This window comes from Neotamlana nanhaiensis, from assembly GCF_000943555.1.
In the GTDB taxonomy this organism is placed as follows: domain Bacteria; phylum Bacteroidota; class Bacteroidia; order Flavobacteriales; family Flavobacteriaceae; genus Neotamlana; species Neotamlana nanhaiensis.
The window spans coordinates 102,371-124,105 of sequence record NZ_JTDV01000003.1 but is presented as its reverse complement, the minus strand read 5'-3'; the positions used below and the strand labels follow the sequence as shown (position 1 = coordinate 124,105).

Here is a 21,735-nt window from a genome sequence, read left to right as displayed (position 1 = left end):
TTTTACATGGTGCTTTATAAAAATAATACTTTGTTTAAGAACCTTAAAAGTGGAAAGTATTTAATTCCTAAATATGTAAAAAATAGTCTTGGTGTCTTTAAATTTATCTTTAAATAATATACAAAATGTTTAAATTCATTTTTGCTTTGTCTTAGTTTTAAAATCCACATACGCTCTAAAGAACGTTCTATAATTTTAATATTTAAACCTTGTTTTGCCGACCAATAATACAAAGATTCATAAAGTTTTAATTCGTATTTTTCATAAATCTTTTTATTATTAAAAACATTTGTTTCATGAATTCCTCGTTTAGCCAATGCTGTTTCAATATCTCCAGGATACAGTTTGCAACACAAAGCCATTTTCCAAAACATATCGGTATCTTCTGCTACCACTAAACTATCATTAAAATAACCTGTGCGCTCGAAAACCTTTTTTTCTACTGTTAATCCATTAATATGAAAATATCCGTATCGACCTGTTATTAGTGCATCAAAAAGTTTATTGGGATTTACTTTCTTACTTAAAGTGTTTAACTTAAAGTTTTCATTTTCAAGAACATTCCGGTAAAAATGAAACCCAACAGCATTATAAACACCATCTGCATCTTTTTGTTTTAAAAATACAACTGCATCTTTTTTAAACCTATTTTCTAAATAAAAATCGTCAGCATCTAAAAATGCGATATAATTTGATTCCGCTTTTTTTATTCCTAAATTTCTACTGGTAGCTCGACCTTTGTTTTTTTTATTTTTATGGTGATATATTTTTACTTTCTTATCTTCATTTTGTAACGCTTTTAACACTTCTAAAGAATTATCGGAACTGCCATCGTTTACCACAACAACTTCGGCAACTTCAGGTTGTTGTAAAGTTGACTTTATAGCTTTTTCTATAAACTGTTCGCAGTTATAAACAGGAATAATTACCGATACTTTAAAATCTCCTTCCATTAAAATTTATTGATTAAACCTAATTTTGCTAGCCAATTAATTTTTTTCGATTTTCGTAATGTTCTTAAGGTGCGTTCTAACTTAAATTTATATTTTAAATCATTCAATAAAATTGGGAATTCTTGTTTTAAAACAAGCTGTCTTTCTTTTTCCATGGCTTCAAAGCTACCTTTCGAAGAGCTTACGCCACCTTCATAAAAATTTGAAAACACCTCATTAACATGCTTATAGCTTGCGTTATATTTTATAAGTGCGGTAATAATAAACTTCCAATCAGCCACTAATTTCAAACTTTCATCATAAAGCCCTACTTTATTAAACAGTTCTTTTTTTATAAATATAGATTGATGCGGAATGGTATCGTTATGCAAGTAAAAAAAACTCATTTTACTTGGTATTGTATGCTGTTTAATTTTTCCGTTATTTACTCGATTTATGTTAAAATACACCAAATCTTCATCTGTTAAATACGTTGCTACTTTATTCAAAGATTTACTGTTTAATAATTCATCTCCACTATTTAAAAAAAACAAATAATCGCCTTTAGCTGCATTTATACCTTTGTTCATGGCATTATATATGCCACTGTCTGATTCGCTAACACAATGCGAAAAACAACTTTTGTATTCTTCAAGAACGTCCTTGCTACCATCAGTTGAACTACCATCAATAACAATATGCTCATAATTGCTAAAAGTTTGGGTTCGTACACTTTTTAAAGTACGTTTTAAACCTAGTTTATTGTTGTAGTTAATGGTGATTATTGATATTAACATTTTAAAATATCGATTAAAGCTTCAACAAGACGACTAGAAGATTTACCATCAAACCTATACGTTAAATCAGAAACTATTTTTTCATTTATATATTTATTGTTATTAGTTAAGGCTAATTTTCTTACTATCTCTTTTTTCAATTCTGATGAAGAGTTTATTATTTTTGAATACTCTGAATATTTTGACAAAAAATCATAATGCCTACTAACACCTTTTTCAAAAAGATCGAAAGCAATTACTTGACGGTTTAACATCAATGATTCTTCAATAATTGTTGAAGCTCTACTTATAATTAAGTCTGATTTTAAAATTAGATCATAAGTTTGCTGTAAATTGCCGGTAAAACCAATAATCTCAACCTCATTTTTTGTTAAATTTAGATTATTTCTTACTAGTTCATATATATTATTGTCAGTAGAATCATATGGATGCATTTTTACAATTAACTTTGCATCATTAAAATTCACACTTTCATAAATCTTTTTTACATACTCTAAATAAAGTTTTTGAGAATTCTCATAATCATCATATTCTGTATGCATACAGCTAATTAAAGCAATTAATCTTTTTTTATTAGTCTTATTTACTTGACTTTTGTTAAAAAACAGATTATCATGCAAAGGATTTCCTGTAATATATACTTTTTTAGTGTTTTTTAATTTTTCTTTAATGAAGTTAAAAATTCTCTTACCAAAAACTATTTGAAATTTTGAAACCGAAGAAAGCTGTCCTTCTATGTAATCATTTTGATTACCTCCATGTTGAATACAAACAGTTTTTATTTTTAACTTATTAAAGTATTTCACCAATTCTATACCAATAAAATGTTTCTTACTGTATTTTTCATGATCTAAACATATCACATTTATGCTATTTTTACGATTATCCGTAAGCTTTATCGGATTGTTGTTTAGTTTAAACCTGTCGTCTTTTTCTAATTTAAAAAATAATTGATCATCAAGTTTCAAATTTTGATTTGTAAAAAAAACGTTTATTATAATATCTAAACCAGAAGTTAATATATAATTGAGAATTGGAGAAAAGACTCTAATTTCTGTTTTAGATGTTACAATGAAGTTAATAGTATCTTTATTTGCCTTATTCTTATAAAAACCAACAACATTTGAAACACCCAGTGAAAAGTATTTACTTAAGGTAAAATATCTCGATAGTAATATGCTCTTTACTATTTTTTTCAATCTTTTGTTGACACTTTAATTAAGAAATCGCGAAAAACATCAAACATTTTATTATCTGGTAGAGTCGTCTTATATTTTACTGGTAACATAGACATTAAATTATTCCTATAAACTAAACCAGTGTCTAAATTTAGTAATTTTAATAGTCCCTCTATTTTGTAGGTATTAGAATTTAAAAACAATGTAGGTGTATTAACCATTAACCCAAAAATCCCTACATGATACCTCCCTGTAATCAACAAATTAAAGTCACTTAATAAACTGCCTATGTTTTTATAATTTACACCTGCTTCTAACGAAATTACATTAATTCCTTGTACTTTTAATTTTTCTACTATTTTATCTTCCTTTTCTTCGATTTGTAAATAATATGGTTTAAATCCTGACCTTTTTATATCTTCAATATGAGTTTCAATGGTCTTAAATTTTATACCATTTTTTTTATTGGGATAAACACCTAAAACCCCAACTGTGTAAAGACATTTTTTATCTGGTGTTAATGTGAAATTAAGTGTTGAATTAATATTTGCTAAAAACGCGAAATCAGGAATTAAATTAACTCTAATTTTCATTTTTTTTAAATAATCATAAGAAACAGGCTCTCTTACACTTAAAAAATCTATTGAATTTAAAACCTTTCTTGATAATCGTTTGTCCATATTCTGGTATGTACCGTTAACCATAGCGACATATCTTCCTTGTCTCTTTGCAAAATAAGTAATTGCTAATAATGCTAACCCGCTAATGCTATTGTCATGAATTGTACCCTCCATATTTACAATAACCAAATCTGAGTTTAAAATTTTGTTCTTTGTAGAGTCAGAAATGCTATAATTGGCAGCTTGTTTCCATATACGTATGTTAATACAAAAGAATGAATTCAACACCTTTATTTTAGACCATAGCTTCTTTAATAAACGAATTCTAAATATTTTATGATTTTTAATATAAACTTGATTAGGAAATATATCGTATTCTGACCCTAAATTTAAAAGGTCAATATTAGTGATAGTAATGCTCTTCTCTACAAAATTTATAAGTTCTGAAACAGTTGCGTGACACCCTGGATTTGTTTCAATTCTTGTATCGTTTACTAAAAGAACCTTCATTCATTTTGTTTTATTAAAATTCATAATTAAAACTGTTTAAATCGTCAACAAATTTGTCTTCAATAATTTTTCTTGAATAAGTAGAATACACTTGACGATAAGAAGGCTTAACTAGTTGCGAAACGTTCATTTGCTTCAACTCCAATTTCATATCAATTTTAGCTTCAAGTTCGTTTAAAAAAAATGGAATGTTTTCGAATCTTCCAACAAGATCAATACTCATAACACCTTGCATATCTACCAAATAACTCAACTGTGTTTTAGCAGAGTAAAGTCCTGAAACCCAGCTATTTTCATCTTCTAGTTTCTCAATAAATTCTTCAAAAGTCTCCACACTTTTAATTTCTTTTCTAACCTCATACTTTTTTAAATAGTTATAAAGTGAAAGTAATCTGTCGAAAGGGTTTCTTACTACAGCAAACTTGTAATAATTTAAAAAACTAAAATCTTGAACAAGTTTTTCCAAAAAATTAGAATGTTCGTAGAGCGTTATCAAGTCTTTTAGAGATTGGTGCTTAGTTGTTTTTGAAACAGCCCAATGATTTTCATTATTCAAATTTAACTCTAATGCAGATTGTATACTTGTTCCTGCACTTTTAGGAATATGAATAAAAATAAACTTCTTATTTTTTGAAATTACCATTTAACCCCATTTAGAATTTAGTATTACGGGAGCATAACTTTCTTGTTTTTTACCTATTACTTCCAACTCGGAAAAATAAAGAACTCTTCCTAGTACTATTCTTGTATTATTAACGGTTCTTCCTATAACATTAAGGGTTAAAGAATAAATATTACTAGTTAAATTTAATTCTTGAATATTCACATTAAAATTAATTACATTATCAATCAACTTCAATTTTGTATCAAATTCATTTTCTGCAATAGCAACTGCTCTTTGAGATTTATCTGTAATGACTAAAGAAAATTGTACTTTACTTAGCTTAAAATCATTTAAAAATCGTAATTTCGAATTAACAAGAAGTTGCTTACCAAAACTCAATTTTATCCTTGAGTTACTTTTTAACATTGAATTTCCATTTATGAAAATTTCTTCAACACTAAAATAATCGCTTATAACATTTATAGTACTCTCTTCTTTAAAAAAACTTTTATCATAGGCTTCAATAGCTCGACCAACATCTCCTTCAAAATACTCTCCTACACCTCTATTTAGTAGAATACAATCGGTACAAACTCTTGCAATTTGTGGCATTGAATGTGAAACAAATATGACAGCACATTTAGAAGTCATTTCACTTATTTTGTTATAACATTTTATTTTAAAACCTACATCCCCAACCGCTAAAACCTCATCAATTATTAGTACATCAGGCTCCATTTGAGCTGCAACGGCAAACCCTAAACGCACTTTCATGCCACTACTATAGTTTTGCACAGGCATATCTATAAACTCCCGTATTTCGGCAAAATCTATAATCTCTTCAAGCTTGTCATCAATTTCCTTTCGTGAAAACCCTAAAATAGCTCCGTTGTTATAGATGTTTTCGCGACCACTCAAAATAGGGTTAAACCCAGCTCCTAGTTCAATTAATGCACCTACACGTCCTTTTATAGTTACTTGACCAGAATCAGGTTTTATTAGTCCGTTTAAAATTTTCAACAAAGTTGATTTACCAGCACCATTATGCCCAATTAAACCCAAACATTCCCCACGTTTAAGCTCAAAATTAACATCCTTTACTGCCCAAAATTCTTTAGGGCGTAATACCCTTTCGTTTTTATTGCCTTTTACGCCACTTATTAAGTCTTTTATACCATACCAAAGGCTTGTTTTTAAATCCTTACAAAACTTTTTGCTAAGCCCTTCTACTTTTACTAATACCTCATCATTTTCCATGCTAAGCACTTAAACGTTCTACAATTACAGGAATAGATAGGCGGTACCAAACTAACCCTAACATAAACACTGGCAAACATAAAATTACAATTAAAATATAAATGTTTAAATAAGTAAAAGTACCGTTAAAAAGCATATCTCTAGTTATACCAATAACATAGGTTAGTGGATTTAACTCCATAAAAGTTTTCATGAGCCCATTACTAGGTACAGCGTATACCACAGGAGTTACATACATAAAAAATGACATTACTAAATTTATTACTTTACCTATATCTTTATACAACATACTAAAGGGAGTTAAAATTAAACCTACTGCCACACCTAGTAAAATAAGAACAACCAAGCCCACTGGAAATAATAACATAGTTAAACTAAAATTAACTTTGTAAATAAGCATTAAAATAAAAAGCAACCCTATTTTAAATACACTGTTAAATATCATTTTATATATGCCCGATAAAATTAGAGCTTCTTTAGGAAAGTTAATTTTACTTAAAAGTCCACGAGCACCATTAGTACTTGCCGTTGGCATAGTTAATGCTTCTTTAAAAATAGACCAAATTAAAGTTCCTGAAAACACATAAACCGGGTAACTTATACCAGTATCGGATAATTGAACTGTACCTGAGCTACTTAAGAATATCCATACTATAGCTGTGGTAATTGGCATAATAAAGACCCATATTACACCTAAATACGACTGTCTGTATTGGGCTTTTATGTCTCGTTCGGCCAATTGTCTTGCCAAAAACCTTGCCCCAAAAACATCGTTAAGACTTTCCTTTAAAATTTTTAAAAAACTAAGGCTATTTTCTTTTTTATAAATTCTCGTTTCCATTAAAAAAATTATTTAACAAAAAGCTTTTTTAACTTTTCAAGAAAACCTTTTTTCTTATCGTTTTCATGATAGCCATTAGCATATGCTCCATAACCATAGCCGTAACCATAGCCGTAACCATAACCATAGCCATATTTTCCTTTTTGGTTAAAGCCATTATACACAAAGCTTAAATTTTTAATTTCGCCCTTGTTGTATTTATCGTTTACCAAGTTAATCATACCTTTTTGGGTATAATCTTGCCGAACAACATAAATTGAAGCATCAACATACTCGGTAAGCTCAAGAGCATCGGCTACAAGACCAACAGGAGGTGTATCTAAAACGACATAATCGTACTTTTCTTTTAATGTTGCCATTAAATCGTCCATACGTTCACTCATAAGTAATTCTGAAGGATTTGGAGGAATTGGGCCAGAGGTTATTACATCTAAATTTTCAACCATAGTTTTTTGCACCACTTCGTCATACTGCTTTTGCCCAATTAAATAATTTACAACACCTACTTCGTTTTTAATTTCAAAATCTCCAAATATTTTTGGCTTGCGCAAATCTAACCCAACTAAAACTGTTTTTTTACCACTCATTGCAAAAACGGTAGCAATATTTATAGAACAAAAGGTTTTACCTTCACCACTTACCGACGAGGTTACCATAACCGATTTTGTTCCCTGCAAACTCTTCGTTTTATAAAAATACTGCAAACTAGAACGCAATGCCCTAAATGCCTCTGCCATAGTAGATTTTGGCTTGCGTTGTACCGCTAAATTATTGTCGAGCGTATTTTTACCAACAACACCTAGAAGCGGGATATTCGATAAATTTTCGAGTACTTGCGGATTATGAATTTTAGTATCGAAAAAGGTAAGCAAAAACGCTAAAATCAGCGGTGGTAAAATTCCACCAATAACGGCGAATAAATATCGAGAACTCAACTTTAAATCAATAGGTACAGCGCCTGTATCTTTAGCGGTATCGATAACCAAAACATCTGATACACTTGCCGATTTTATAATATCGGCCTCTCCACGTTTTGACAAAAACATGTTATAAGTTCTTTCGCTTAACGAATACTGCCTTTGTATATCGAATAATTGTTGTTGAGCCTTTGGCAGTTTTCGAATTTTTGCTTCTTCTATGGCAATTTTAGAATCTATAATTCCTATTTCTCGATTTGTTTCTTTGGTAACCGAACTAATATTTTCGAAAATCACATTTTTTAAGCCTTCTATTTGTCGGTTTAAATCTTCAAAAATAGTAGCATCACTTCTTACCGTAGAACTATATTTTGATTTTTGAACCGACAATTTATTAATCTCACCAATATTTCCTAGTATGTGTCCATCATCAATTCCTGCTACTGCTGGTGCTGGAATTTCGGTAAACGAATCGCTAGTTTCTAAATAGGTTTTTAAACTTGCATAATAGGCTAGTTTTTCCTTTTGAGTTTCCCGAGATTCTTCTAGATTATTAATTTTAGAATTTATTATGGCACCTTCTTCGGTTAAATTAAATATTTTATTTTGTTCTTTATATCTATTTAATGAATCTGCATTTAAGGTTAGTTGATTTTTGACACGATCTAATTGCGCATCAATAAAATTAATAGTATTTGTAACAAATTGGTTTTTTCTATCTAGTTGCTCTTCACTTAAAACCTGAACGGTTTCATTTAAATAATCTACAATTTTTGCCTTATTAACATCAACCATACTTAAGTTTAAAATGGCCGAATTTTTTGGATTATTTATATTTAGTTTATTTCTGTACTTACTTACAATACCATCAAAATTACCAAACTGTATATAAAATTCATCACCTGGAGCTACTTTTCGTTTCGCTCTAAGTGAAACAATACCATTTAAAAAAGGCAAGTCTATAACATCGTTTAAACGATATTGCTTTTTAAACTCACCCAAGTTTACACTAATGGTTTCTTTTGTTTTATCGGTATAATTTTGAGTTTGTACTGTATTGGTTTCAAAATTCACATAAACCTCAACTGAATCATTATCTAAAAAAGTAATGCGTATTGGGATATTTAAAAGCTGATAGGTATTTGGTGTAATATCGAATTTAAACGGCGCATAGGTATAAACATCGTCTTTTCTGAATCTGGATTGCTTTAAATAAGATAAATAAAACTCCAGGTTATCGACCACCTTTTCGTGTAAAGACCTCGATTTTAACGAATTTAAAATAGTTTGAACTTTACCTGAGACACCACCCCAATTAAAAGTTAAACTAGTGTTGGATGTAAATAAAGGGTTCGACTCATCTTCTACTGAAATTTGAGTACTTAATCTATACGATTGCTGTGTTCTTATATTTTGCTGATAAACAATAAACACACCAACACCTATAAAAAGCACGAATAATTTCCAATAACTTATAACACGGCTTATAAATGCTTTTATATCAAAAGACAATCCACCTCCAGACGATTCCGATCCTTCAAACTCTTCTTCCATGATCTAAAATTAAAGGTTTCTTGTTAAAAAATACGTCGAAACAAGCAGTGATACTATAGACGATATTGTAGCTAAGTTTTGCATTGCTGTTTGTCCTGCTCCCAAAGCCTTTCTTTTTAATGGCTTTACTAAAATAATATCATTTGGTTCTATGTAGTAATATGGCGATTTCATAGCTTTAACATCAGTCAAATCAATATGATGAATGCGTTGCCCTTCGGGGTATTGCCTTATAATTAAAACGTCCTTTCTATCTCCCGTTTGGGTTATATCACCTGCATTAGCTAAAGCTTCAATAATATTAACCCGATCTTGTAATAAGGTGTGTACTCCTGTACCAATTTCGCCAATGGTGGTATATTTTAACCCTGCTAATTTAACAGTTACAAAAATTTCGGCTGTTTCTTTAAAATATTGTTTTAGGAGTTCAGTTTCTACTTTTTCTTTTATTTCTGCTATTGTAAATCCAAGAACATTCATTTTCCCTAAAACAGGAAATTCAATATTACCGTGCATATCTACAGTAAAACCATTAAAGTACAATCCTCCAGATTGACTACCTGAATCCGATTCACCAACTGGATTAAAGATACTCACCAATTCTTGATCGAGTGCCTTTACCCTTATACTCAACATATCGTTAACTTGTACACGATAGGGTTTGGGCTGCTCAATTAACCCAAGGTCTTCGGCAGTTAAACCTTCTCTTTCTTGTAAATAAACCAAATCTCTATTAGTTATACAAGACGAAAAAAAAACACAAAAAATTAAGTAAACAAATACTAAATATTTATTCATTGTGGTAGACGGATTTCTGACAAATATAAGTTTTAGGCATGAACAATAAAACATATAACTAATTTTTTGGTATTTTATGCGTTATTTGCAAAAAAATATCCTTTGAATTACTTAACAGTCGAGAACATATCGAAATCGTACGGTGAGGTTGTTTTATTTCAAGACCTCTCGTTTAGCATCCACAAAGACCAGAAAATAGCCTTTGTAGCAAAAAACGGAACCGGAAAAACATCTATTTTAAAAATTCTTTCTGGTGAAGACGCGCCCGATAATGGAAATGTAATTTACCGAAAAGACATAAACGTATCCTTTCTTTCGCAAGATCCTAAATTTGATAACAATTTAACTATTGAAGAAACCATTTTTGTTAGCGACAATCCTGTTTTAAACATTATATCAAACTACGAAAAAGCACTGTTAAATCCCGATGACATTGTTGCGTACCAAAAAGCTTTCGAAGCTATGGAGCGTCACCAAGCTTGGGATTTCGAAACGCAATACAAACAAATACTTTTTAAACTAAAACTTGAAAAGTTAAATCAAAAAATAAGCACGCTTTCTGGCGGACAAAAAAAACGTCTTGCTCTTGCAAACGCTTTAATAAATAAACCTGATTTACTAATTCTTGACGAACCAACCAACCACCTAGATCTTGAAATGATTGAATGGCTAGAAGATTTTTTCGCCAAAGAAAACATCACTCTTTTTATGGTAACGCACGACCGCTACTTTTTAGAGCGGGTTTGTAACGAAATTATCGAGCTAGACGAAGGCAAACTGTATAGCTATAAAGGCAACTACTCGTATTACCTCGAAAAACGCGACGATCGTATTGAGCGTGAAGCCGTAGAAACAGGCAAAGCCAAACAACTATACAAAAAAGAGTTAGAATGGATGCGCCGTCAACCTAAAGCACGAACCACAAAATCGAAATCGAGAATTGATGATTTCTCCGATATTAAACACCGTGCGCACCAACGCCGTAAAGATCACCAAGTGCAGTTGGAGCTTAACATGGAACGTTTGGGCAGTAAAATAATTGAGTTTCATAATGTCTCGAAAGCCTTTAAAGACAAAACCATTTTAAACAAGTTTGAGTACACGTTTAAAAAAGGCGAACGTATTGGTATTATTGGAAAAAACGGCACAGGAAAAACCACATTTTTAAACATTTTAACCCAAACCTTAGCACCAGATTCTGGGAAAGTTATTAAAGGCGATACGGTAAAATTTGGCTATTACACCCAGAACGGCATCGCTGTAAAACCAGAACAAAAAGTTATTGATGTTATTAAAGAATTTGGCGATTATATTCCGTTAAAAAAAGGTCGTCAAATTAGCGCACAACAGCTTTTAGAACGCTTTTTATTCAGTAGAAAAAAACAATACGATTTTGTTGAAAAACTTAGTGGTGGCGAACGTAAACGACTGTATTTATGTACGGTTCTAATTCAGAATCCAAATTTTTTAATTCTTGATGAGCCCACTAACGATTTAGACATTGTAACCCTAAATGTCTTGGAAGAATTTTTATTAGACTTCCCAGGTTGTATCATGGTGGTTTCTCACGACCGATACTTCATGGATAAAATCGTTGATCATTTATTTGTTTTTAAAGGTGAAGGCGACATTGAAGATTTCCCAGGAAACTATACCGATTATCGTGTTTACGAAGACAGCCAACCAGAAACACCAACGGTAAAAGAAGACAAAAAAACAGATGAAGCCGTTAAACAAAATGAAGCCAACAAATTAAACTACAACGAACAAAAAGAACTTAAAAACATTGAAAGCAAATTAAAATCGTTGACTTACGACAAAAAACAACTTGAAGACAAATTTTTAAACCCCGATTTAACCCAAGACGATATAAATAAATTATCAGAAGAACTACAAGGCATCATTGACACCATTGAAGCTAAAGAAGAACGCTGGTTCGAATTGAGTGAAAAATTAGAGGATTAACTTCTCGATAAATCCCATTTATTATCAGGACACTTGAAGTTACACAATCTGTAATACATTGTCGGTTCGAGTAAAATTCTCAAAAGAATTTTGTATCGAGAACTAGGTAAAAGATATTAAATGCATCAAATAATACAATACATAAAATTCCTATTAAAATCGACCAATCAACATGGTGTGCACTCGCCTTTTGTTTATAATTTAGTCACGCTGTGCTTTTACGATAAAAAGAAATATCCTGCTTACAAAATCATTTTAAACTACAAAAAACAATTACTAAACAACAAAAATTTCATCGATGTAACCGATTTTGGCGCTGGCTCAAAAGTCAATAAACAAACAAAACGGCAAATTTCTGAAATAGCAAAATACGCCAGCACAACAAACAGGCGTGCAAAATTGTTATTTCGAGTAGTTAATTACTTTAAACCTAACACCATTCTAGAACTTGGCACTTCTTTAGGTTTTGCCACACAAGCTATAAGTTTAGGGCATAAAGAAGGAAATATAACAACTGTTGAGGGCTGCCCAAACCTATCAAAATTTACAGCTTCGCTTTTTAACACATATAATTTAAAAAATATTTCACTAATTACGGCGAACCTCGACACCGAAGTTGAAAAACTAAAACAAAACACTTTCGATTTAATTTTTTTTGACGGCAACCACCAAAAAGAAGCCACTCTAAACTATTTTGAAACCCTATTAAACAGTGCTCACAACAATTCGGTTTTTATTTTCGATGATATTTATTGGAGTAAAGGAATGACCGAAGCTTGGGAAACCATTAAACAACATCCAAAAGTTACTGTAACCATCGACACGTTTTTCTGGGGATTTGTATTTTTTAGAAAAGAACAGGTTAAAGAGCATTTTGTAATAAGAACGTAATTGCTAGTTTATTAAGTCGGTTAACTAAACTTTTCGAGAAACACTAGAGCTATAATCAAATAAACTTCTAGCTTATTTAATACTAAAACGAACCACTTTAATTCGCGGTAAAAACTTTCAACTTTTAACTTTTTACCTGTAACTTTACAATTATGAAAATCTACACCAAAACCGGAGATAACGGCACAACAGCACTTTTTGGGGGCTCGCGTGTACCAAAACATCATATTCGCATAGAAAGTTACGGCACGATAGATGAACTTAACTCACATTTAGGTTTAATTCGCGATCAAGATATTAATGAGCATTTTAAAGCTGTACTTATAAAAATACAAAACAACTTATTTACCATAGGAGCTATATTGGCAACTCCACCAGAAAAAGCCACCTTAAAAAATGGTAAAGAACGCCTAAATATTGAAAAAATATCTGCTGAAGATATTGCACTTCTTGAAAAAGAAATGGATGCCATGAACGAATCGTTACCACCCATGACGCACTTTGTTTTACCCGGTGGCCATCAAACCGTGTCATTCTGTCATATAGCGCGCTGTGTTTGCCGTAGAGCCGAACGTTTAGCCACAGCACTTAACGACTTAGAACCTTTTGAAGCGAATGCTCTTAAATACTTAAACCGCCTTTCTGACTACCTTTTTGTGTTGGCACGAAAGTTGACTTACGACTTGCAAGCAAACGAAGTTAAATGGGTGCCTAAAAAGTATTAAGGCAATTCTAAACACTTTATTTAACCTAAAAGTTGCGCTAGGGATTGCAGCGAATAGCTTTTGGCGAGGCGCGCATCGAGCCAAAACTTGTAGCGTAAAGCCCGACCCTTTATGGGAAGCGCCCTAACTAAATAGTTAATTGCTTTAAAACGTTCATTTAAAATTAATAGTAACTAAAACTTATTTTTAATTAAAAGAGACCTTAAAAATTTAAGTTTTAAACCTTAGTAAAACTGTTGATATTCAGTAAAATTGAACATATTTTTATTTAAATTAAAATAATTCACTTTTTTCTTGCTTGTTTAAACTAAAAATTTATTTTTGCAGAAAAATTAAAACGAACACAACATGTATTGGACATTAGAATTAGCATCTTATTTAAGCGATGCGCCTTGGCCAGCAACTAAAGACGAATTAATAGATTACGCTATTAGAACAGGCGCTCCTTTAGAAGTAGTTGAAAATTTACAATCTATTGAAGACGAAGGCGATTCTTATGATTCTATTGAAGAAATCTGGTCTGATTACCCAACAGACGAAGATTATCTTTGGAATGAAGATGAATATTAAAAAAACACATAAACAACATTAAAAAGTCTCTATTTTGAGGCTTTTTTTTATGCTTTTGGTTACATAAAATAATAACATACTGTATCTTTGAATGTTTTTCTTGATACATAGAACACATTAACATAAAATCACAAGTTTTCCAGTACATCTGGCAAACCGTAAAACATATACACATGAGTTTTTTAGATTCTGTATTAAAGGTATTTGTTGGCGATAAATCGAAACAAGATGTTAAAGCCATTATGCCTATTGTAAAAAAGGTGAAAGCCTTCGAGAGTGCTTTAGAGTCCCTATCGCACGACCAACTTCGTGCAAAAACTGTCGAGTTTAAGTCTAAAATTGCCGAAGCCAATAAATCTATTGATGAGCAAATTGCAAACCTTTTAAAAGAGGCCGAAAACACTGAAGATATTGATGCGCGCGAAGATATTTACGATCAAGTAGATAGACTTAAAGATGACGCATATAAAGTTACCGAAGATGTTTTAAACGATATTCTGCCTGAAGCTTTTGCTGTAGTTAAAGAAACAGCGAAACGTTTTGCAAACAACCCAACGCTTTCTGTTACTGCTAACGAATTCGACAGAACTATTTCTGGCGATAAAGATTACGTTACGCTTGAAGGCGACACCGCTACTTGGGCAAATTCTTGGGATGCCGCAGGAAAACCAATTACCTGGGACATGATTCATTACGATGTACAGCTTATTGGTGGTATTGCCATGCACCAAGGTAAAATTGCCGAAATGCAAACTGGTGAAGGTAAAACCTTAGTCGCTACGTTACCGGTTTACCTTAACGCGCTTGCTGGCAAAGGTGTGCATTTAGTAACGGTTAACGATTACTTAGCCAAACGTGATAGCGCGTGGATGGCACCAATTTTTGAGTTCCATGGTTTAACGGTTGATTGTATAGATTACCATCAACCTAACTCTGCAGCGCGCCGTAAGGCCTACAAAGCCGATATTACCTACGGCACAAATAACGAATTTGGTTTCGACTACCTGCGCGATAACATGTCGCACTCTCCAGACGATTTAGTGCAACGTCCACATCACTACGCCATTGTCGATGAAGTCGATTCTGTATTGGTTGATGATGCGCGTACGCCATTAATCATCTCTGGTCCAATTCCGCAAGGCGATCGCCATGAGTTTAACGAATTAAAACCAAAAGTAGACGATATTGTTAGCGTTCAACGCAAATATTTAACTGGTGTTTTAGCCGAGGCTAAAAAACTTATTAACGATGGAGATACTAAAGAAGGCGGTTTCCAACTGTTACGCGTGTATCGCGGTATGCCAAAAAACAAAGCACTTATTAAATTTTTAAGTGAAGAAGGCGTAAAACAACTGCTTCAAAAAACCGAAAACTTTTACATGCAGGACAACAACCGCGAAATGCCAAAGGTTGATGCTGAATTGTACTATGTTATTGAAGAGAAAAACAATCAAATTGAATTAACCGATAAAGGTGTTGAATATATTTCGGGTAAAGACGATCCTAACTTCTTTATTCTTCCTGAAATAGGTATTGAAATTGCTAAAATTGAATCACAAAATTTATCTAAAGAGGAAGAAGCCGAACTTAAGGAAGATCTTTACAAAGATTTTGGTATAAAATCGGAGCGTATTCACTCATTAAATCAGCTTTTAAAAGCGTATGCTTTATTTGAAAAAGACACACAATACGTGGTGATGGATAATAAAGTTATGATTGTTGATGAGCAAACAGGTCGTATTATGGAAGGCCGTCGTTACTCTGATGGTTTACACCAAGCGATTGAAGCTAAAGAAAACGTAAAAATTGAAGATGCTACCCAAACATTTGCTACGGTAACCCTTCAAAATTACTTTAGAATGTACCGTAAACTGTCTGGTATGACGGGTACAGCGGTTACCGAAGCTGGTGAATTCTGGGAAATTTACAAACTTGATGTTGTTGAAATTCCTACCAACAAACCTATTGCGCGTGACGATCGTGAAGATTTAGTTTATAAAACCAAACGCGAAAAATACAATGCTGTTATCGACGAGGTAACTCAGTTATCGCAAGCTGGACGTCCAGTGCTTATTGGTACAACGTCGGTTGAAATTTCGGAGTTGCTTGGTAAAATGTTGAGCATTCGTAAAATTCCGCATAACGTATTAAACGCGAAACAACATAAAAAAGAGGCCGAAATTGTAGATCAAGCTGGTAAAAGCGGACAAGTAACTATCGCTACAAACATGGCTGGTCGTGGTACCGATATTAAATTAAGCGACGAAGTTAAAGCTGCTGGTGGTTTAGCCATTATTGGTACCGAGCGCCACGATTCGCGTCGTGTAGACAGACAGTTACGTGGTCGTGCTGGTCGTCAAGGCGATGTTGGTAGTTCTCAATTCTACGTATCTCTAGAAGACAACTTAATGCGTTTATTTGGTAGCGAGCGTATTGCGAAAATGATGGATAGAATGGGCTTAAAAGAAGGCGAAGTTATTCAGCATTCCATGATATCGAAATCTATTGAGCGTGCTCAGAAAAAAGTTGAAGAAAACAACTTTGGTGTTCGTAAGCGTTTATTAGAGTATGATGATGTTATGAACGCCCAACGTGAAGTGGTTTACAAACGTCGTTACAATGCCTTAAACGGTGAGCGTTTACGTGTAGATTTAGCTAATATGATTTTCGATACTTCGGAAAACATTGCAGAAACAAATAAAGGGGCTAACGATTATAAAAACTTCGAGTTTGAATTAATTAGATATTTCTCGATGAGTTCTCCTATTTCTGAAGCTGAATTTGGAAAACTTTCGGCTCAAGAAATTACATCGAAAGTGTACAAAGCAGCATTTGAAAACTACCGTGAGAAAATGGAACGTAATGCTGAAATTGCATACCCAGTTATTGAAAACGTTTATGAAAATCAGCGTGACAAATACAAGCGTATTGTTGTACCATTTACCGATGGTGTAAAAAGCTTGAATGTGGTTACCGATTTAGAAAAGGCCTACGAAACAAAAGGAAAACAATTAATTACCGATTTTGAAAAGAACATTACACTAGCCATTATTGATGATGCGTGGAAAACGCATTTGCGTAAAATGGACGAGTTAAAACAATCGGTACAATTAGCAGTGCACGAACAAAAAGATCCGCTTTTAATCTACAAATTTGAAGCTTTCGAATTGTTCAAGGCCATGATTGACGAGGTTAACAAAGACGTAATTTCATTCTTATTTAAAGGTGAATTACCAAGCGAAACTCAAGAAAACATACAAGAAGCGAGAGCTAGAAAAACCGAAAAAGTACAAACAAGTAAAGAAGAAATTCCTAATCTTGACGAACGTGCTGCACAAAGTAGAGCTGCTGGTGCAGGTGCTAGCCAACAACAACAAACTGTTGAAACCGTTGTTCGCGACAAACCAAAAATTGGTCGTAACGATCGTGTAACTATTAAACACGTCATGAACGGTGAAAGCAAAACTGTAAAATACAAACAAGCCGAACCGTTATTAGCTAAAGGCGACTGGGTTTTGGTTGATGAGTAAGATTTTATATCGCCATTCCGAACTTGTTTCAGAATCTCAATTCAAAATAAAAAGAACCTGAAACCAGTTCAGGTTGACATAAAAAAATCCCGAGAACAAATGGTTTCGGGATTTTTTTTATGCCATAAACGCAACCATTACAACAAACCGTCATCTTAAAATTAAAACGACACCATGAAAAAAATTGCTATTTACCTATTTGCCCTTATAATTTTAAGTTGTAATAATTCAGATGATAATACTCCTGATTGTTCAACTGTCGATTGTGCTGTCGTTGGTTTATTTATAAAAGTTATTGAGTCAAATTCTGGTGAAAACTTTATTGAAAACCATGCTATAACCACCGAAGACATTACCGTAACATCAAATGAAAATGAAGCCATAAGTTTTAGTGTCTATGGAGACTCTTCTACTCAATACAAACATACTATTGCTACATCTTTTTTCTCTTCTGAAGATCTAATTATTGATATAGAAAACTTAGAATCAATTAGAGTAAGCTATGATAGAATTGAACCGAAAACAAACCAATGTTGCGATTTTGGTGATATAGAAAATGTTGAAGTAACAAGCAATCAAAATTTCGAATTTGATGAAGATTTAAATATACTAACTATATTTATTTAAAATCTAAGCCTCAAAAGCCACACGCGACGCTTTAATATCGTTTAAGTTAGCTTTTGCCCAACTTACTAAACTTTGCAAATGTGGCATTAAACTTTGTCCGCGTTCGGTAAGCTCATATTCAACTTTCGGCGGAATTACAGGGTAAACCGTTCGTTTTATTAATCCGTCGCTTTCCAAACCTTTCAAAGTTACCGATAACATGCGTTGCGAAATCGTTTCAATGTATTTATCAATCTCATTAAAACGCAGCACGCCTTCTTCATTTAATACCAAAAGCACTAGCATAGACCACTTATCACCTATTCTATCGAGCACGTTTCGCACGGGGCAATCTTCAGAAACTGAAAATTTATTTAATTTTTCTTCACTCATAACCTGTTGATTTTCAATAAAACTAACAAAAACATAAGCATCCTACAGCGCTGTAAGTTCTTGTTTACAACTACAATGCTTTGTATTTTTGACTTACTAAAAGTAAGTAACTTTTAATAAGTATGTAAATTTAAAAAATATTTTAATACCATGAATAACATTTTAATCACCGGAGCCACTGGTGCCTTAGGTAGTTTAGTTGTAAAACATTTATCAAATAAAATTGACGTAAAAAACATTGCTGTTTTAGTAAGAGATAAAACTTCAGATAAAGCTCAAGCGTACAAACAACAAGGTATTACAGTAAAAGTGGGCGACTACAATAACTTGGAAAGTTTAAGTACCGCATTCAAAAATGTAGATGTCCTATATTTTGTATCGGGTAACGATGTAGAAAACCGCTTGAAACAACATCAAAATGTGGTTGAAGCTGCAAAAAATAGTGATATTAAACAGGTGTTTTACACTAGTTCGGTAAGAAAAACAGAATCGGAAAGCGCGCCGCTATTTCCTGTTATTGAAACTCATAAGCAAACCGAAGATTTATTAATAAACTCAGGTAAAGCCTACACCATATTACGCCATAGTTTGTATGCCGAAGTAATCCCATTATTTATAGGATCTAAAGAACAATTACTAGCCACCAAAACCGTATTTTTACCAACCGAAAATGGTAAAACTGCCTTTGTGGCGCGTGAAGATTTCGCTGAAGCGGAAGCGAATTTGCTTTTAAAGCCAGAAGCCTACACCAATCAAATTTTAGAATTTAACGGTAGCGAAACTGTTGCTTTTAAAGATATAGCGAATAGCCTTTCTAATACTCTAAATGAAAACATTCAGCATGTTTCACCATCGATTACCGAGTTTAAAAACACGTTAAGTAATGCTGGCGTTCCTGATGCTGCTATTGGTTTAACAACACTTTTTAGTGAAGGTATTGCACAAGGTGAATTTGACAGGAACAAAACCGATATTGAAAACATCTTAGGAAGAAAAACAACACCTATTGCAACATTTATTGAATCGGTTTACAGTTAATTTTCGTTGATTGATATTATTCGAAAATAATCAAACGTATAAAACACCCTGTCATTCAGAAGGAGGAACGACTGAAGAATCTCAAATTATGAGATAAAACTAACCTTCAAATTCATATAAATTATGAATAGAAAAGATTTTTTACTAACATTGGCTAGTTTACCATTTATAAACAAAAGTATGTCGCTAAACACTTTACACAAACTCACAAAAAGCTTGAATAACACTAGTAAAATGCCGGTGCTGTTTTTAGGTCATGGCAGCCCCATGAATGCGATTGAAGAAAACGAATTTGTCGCATCGTTTAGGCAATTGGGTAAAGACTTAGTTAAGCCACAGGCTATTTTGTGTATTTCGGCGCATTGGGAAACGCGAGGAACTTTTGTAACCGCAATGGATAACCCAAGAACGATTCATGATTTTGGCGGTTTTCCTCAGGCACTATTCGATGTGGAGTATCCAGCTCCTGGTAGTCCGGAGTTGGCTAACGAAACCAAAAACATGGTAAAAAGCACTACGGTTCATTTAGATGACAAATGGGGATTAGACCACGGTGCGTGGAGTGTTATAAAACATCTTTATCCGAATGCCGATATTCCAGTAATCCAAATGAGTATTGATTACACAAAACCGCCGCAATATCATTACGATTTGGCTAAAGAATTATACAATTTACGCCATAAAGGCGTGCTTATTATTGGCAGCGGTAACATGGTACATAACCTACGCATGGTGGCTTGGAATAAACTAAATAGCGAATATGCATACGATTGGGCTATTGAAGCTAATGATAAAATGAAGCATTGGATTTTAGATGGCAACCATCAAAATTTAATCAATTTTAAATCGCAAGGTACCGCTTTTGATCTAGCCATACCAACACCCGAGCATTATTTGCCTTTAATTTACACTTTGGCCTTAAAAGACAAGAACGAAGACCTTTCTATTTTTAATGATAAACCTCTCGCTGGATCGTTAACCATGACTTCGGTTAAAATTGGATAGCCTTTAGTTTTGCGTTGTGATGATTTTCAACTAAATTCGTTTCAACAAAATTTATAAAATAAATTACTGAATTGTTAGGGGTGCCTAAAATTGGCTGAGATTATACCCTATGAACCTGAGATGTTTAATAACAGCGGAGGGAAACGAGGATTGTAACACACATTTGATGTATATCAATATACAAGCCACTTTCATACCCGTGAAAGTGGCTTTTTTTATTAATGCAAAACTAAAATTTATGTCTAAAACAGAAGAATTTAATAACATACTAAATGCCATTCGCAACACATCGCCTTTGGTACACAATATCACAAATTACGTGGTTATGAATAATACCGCCAATGCTCTACTTGCTGTTGGTGCTTCACCAGTTATGGCGCATGCCGTAGAGGAAGTTGAAGATATTGTCTCCATTTCGTCTTCATTGGTTATAAATATGGGAACATTGAGCGAAAAATGGATTGACGCTATGATTTTAAGCGCTAAAAAAGCCAAAGCCTTAAACAAACCTTTCGTTTTTGATCCGGTTGGTGTTGGCGCTTCCAAATTTAGATCGGAAACCGCACAACAAATTATAAACGCTGCCGTTCCCAATGTCATTCGTGGTAATGCCTCAGAAATTATGGCCTTAGCACAACTCACCAATAGCGCAAAGGGTGTTGATAGCACCGAGCTTTCTGATGCTGCCGTTGAAGCCGCTCAAAAACTATCCAAAGAACTCAACAATACCGTAGTGATTAGTGGCGCTACCGACTATATTGTTACTGGCGATAATATATCTAAAGTTACTGATGGAAGTGCGCTTATGCCCAAAGTTACGGGTATGGGTTGTACCGCAACAAGTATTATTGGTGCATGTATTGCTGTAAACCAAGATTACCATACAACCGCAACGGTTGGTATGGAAATTATGGGACAAGCGGGTAATTTAGCTGAAAAATCCGCGGCAGGTCCTGGAAGTTTTCAAATGCATTTTTTAGATGCCTTGCATCAATTAAAATAAT

The 21,735-nt window shown here is 33.1% G+C and carries 19 protein-coding genes and 1 riboswitch; of the genes, 9 read left to right on the top strand and 10 right to left on the bottom strand.

Features of this window, described 5'->3' with window-relative positions:
• Positions 1-14: 14 nt before the first annotated feature.
• From PK35_RS05915 to PK35_RS05875, 9 genes are read right to left on the bottom strand one after another with little or no spacing between them, the layout of a single operon-like run.
• On the bottom strand, positions 15-953 hold the full coding sequence (locus PK35_RS05915) for a glycosyltransferase family 2 protein (protein ID WP_052825896.1): 939 nt from the start codon (positions 951-953) through the stop codon (positions 15-17).
• A complete protein-coding gene (locus PK35_RS05910) occupies positions 953-1,729 on the bottom strand; it encodes a glycosyltransferase family 2 protein (protein WP_044625783.1) in 777 nt (258 codons plus the stop codon). Before PK35_RS05910 ends, PK35_RS05915 begins: the two co-directional genes overlap by 1 nt.
• Complete coding sequence (locus tag PK35_RS05905; protein ID WP_044625782.1) at positions 1,723-2,928, bottom strand: UDP-N-acetylglucosamine 2-epimerase; 1,206 nt, start codon at positions 2,926-2,928, stop codon at positions 1,723-1,725. The genes PK35_RS05910 and PK35_RS05905 overlap by 7 nt, the downstream gene beginning before the upstream one ends.
• Entirely contained in the window at positions 2,925-4,037 is a 1,113-nt protein-coding gene (locus PK35_RS05900; protein ID WP_044625781.1) for a polysaccharide pyruvyl transferase family protein, read from the bottom strand. Before PK35_RS05900 ends, PK35_RS05905 begins: the two co-directional genes overlap by 4 nt.
• A 13-nt stretch (positions 4,038-4,050) precedes the next feature.
• Positions 4,051-4,680 (bottom strand): sulfotransferase family 2 domain-containing protein, encoded by a 630-nt coding sequence (locus tag PK35_RS05895; RefSeq protein ID WP_044625780.1) that lies wholly within the window; start codon positions 4,678-4,680, stop codon positions 4,051-4,053.
• Positions 4,681-5,898 (bottom strand): ABC transporter ATP-binding protein, encoded by a 1,218-nt coding sequence (locus PK35_RS05890; RefSeq protein WP_044625779.1) that lies wholly within the window; start codon positions 5,896-5,898, stop codon positions 4,681-4,683.
• 1 nt (position 5,899) lies between these two features.
• Positions 5,900-6,739, bottom strand: a complete 840-nt coding sequence (locus PK35_RS05885; protein WP_044625778.1) for an ABC transporter permease — start codon at positions 6,737-6,739, stop codon at positions 5,900-5,902.
• 8 nt (positions 6,740-6,747) lie between these two features.
• The gene (locus tag PK35_RS05880; protein WP_044625777.1) at positions 6,748-9,210 is read right to left on the bottom strand and encodes a polysaccharide biosynthesis tyrosine autokinase; all 2,463 of its coding nucleotides are present in this window, start codon (positions 9,208-9,210) and stop codon (positions 6,748-6,750) included.
• A gap of 9 nt (positions 9,211-9,219) precedes the next feature.
• Entirely contained in the window at positions 9,220-9,936 is a 717-nt protein-coding gene (locus PK35_RS05875) for a polysaccharide biosynthesis/export family protein (protein WP_316930167.1), read from the bottom strand.
• Between the two features lie 174 nt (positions 9,937-10,110).
• Between PK35_RS05875 and PK35_RS05870 the strand changes: the two genes are divergently transcribed.
• The 6 genes from PK35_RS05870 (at position 10,111) to PK35_RS05845 (ending at position 18,316) form a co-directional block, all read left to right on the top strand.
• Positions 10,111-11,973 (top strand): ABC-F family ATP-binding cassette domain-containing protein, encoded by a 1,863-nt coding sequence (locus tag PK35_RS05870; protein ID WP_044626057.1) that lies wholly within the window; start codon positions 10,111-10,113, stop codon positions 11,971-11,973.
• Positions 11,974-12,093: 120 nt separating this feature from the next.
• Positions 12,094-12,864 (top strand): O-methyltransferase, encoded by a 771-nt coding sequence (locus PK35_RS05865; protein WP_044625775.1) that lies wholly within the window; start codon positions 12,094-12,096, stop codon positions 12,862-12,864.
• Positions 12,865-13,016: 152 nt separating this feature from the next.
• Positions 13,017-13,589, top strand: a complete 573-nt coding sequence (locus PK35_RS05860) for a cob(I)yrinic acid a,c-diamide adenosyltransferase (protein ID WP_044625774.1) — start codon at positions 13,017-13,019, stop codon at positions 13,587-13,589.
• Between the two features lie 348 nt (positions 13,590-13,937).
• Positions 13,938-14,159 (top strand): DUF2795 domain-containing protein, encoded by a 222-nt coding sequence (locus tag PK35_RS05855; protein ID WP_019387375.1) that lies wholly within the window; start codon positions 13,938-13,940, stop codon positions 14,157-14,159.
• Between the two features lie 173 nt (positions 14,160-14,332).
• Positions 14,333-17,689, top strand: a complete 3,357-nt coding sequence (secA, locus tag PK35_RS05850) for a preprotein translocase subunit SecA (protein WP_044625773.1) — start codon at positions 14,333-14,335, stop codon at positions 17,687-17,689.
• Between the two features lie 174 nt (positions 17,690-17,863).
• On the top strand, positions 17,864-18,316 hold the full coding sequence (locus PK35_RS05845) for a hypothetical protein (RefSeq protein ID WP_044625772.1): 453 nt from the start codon (positions 17,864-17,866) through the stop codon (positions 18,314-18,316).
• A 3-nt stretch (positions 18,317-18,319) separates the two neighbouring features.
• Here PK35_RS05845 and PK35_RS05840 read toward each other — a convergent pair whose 3' ends face one another.
• Positions 18,320-18,688: a winged helix-turn-helix transcriptional regulator gene (locus tag PK35_RS05840; protein ID WP_044625771.1), complete on the bottom strand. Its 369-nt coding sequence runs from the start codon at positions 18,686-18,688 to the stop codon at positions 18,320-18,322.
• A gap of 150 nt (positions 18,689-18,838) precedes the next feature.
• Here PK35_RS05840 and PK35_RS05835 point away from each other — a divergent pair, with 150 nt between their 5' ends.
• The 3 genes from PK35_RS05835 (at position 18,839) to thiM (ending at position 21,734) form a co-directional block, all read left to right on the top strand.
• On the top strand, positions 18,839-19,726 hold the full coding sequence (locus tag PK35_RS05835) for an SDR family oxidoreductase (protein ID WP_044625770.1): 888 nt from the start codon (positions 18,839-18,841) through the stop codon (positions 19,724-19,726).
• A 180-nt stretch (positions 19,727-19,906) separates the two neighbouring features.
• Complete coding sequence (ygiD, locus tag PK35_RS05830; RefSeq protein WP_044626056.1) at positions 19,907-20,731, top strand: 4,5-DOPA-extradiol-dioxygenase; 825 nt, start codon at positions 19,907-19,909, stop codon at positions 20,729-20,731.
• A gap of 66 nt (positions 20,732-20,797) precedes the next feature.
• Positions 20,798-20,890, top strand: a riboswitch (TPP riboswitch).
• A 79-nt stretch (positions 20,891-20,969) separates the two neighbouring features.
• On the top strand, positions 20,970-21,734 hold the full coding sequence (thiM, locus tag PK35_RS05825; protein ID WP_044626055.1) for a hydroxyethylthiazole kinase: 765 nt from the start codon (positions 20,970-20,972) through the stop codon (positions 21,732-21,734).
• The last annotated feature ends 1 nt before the right edge of the window (position 21,735 follow it).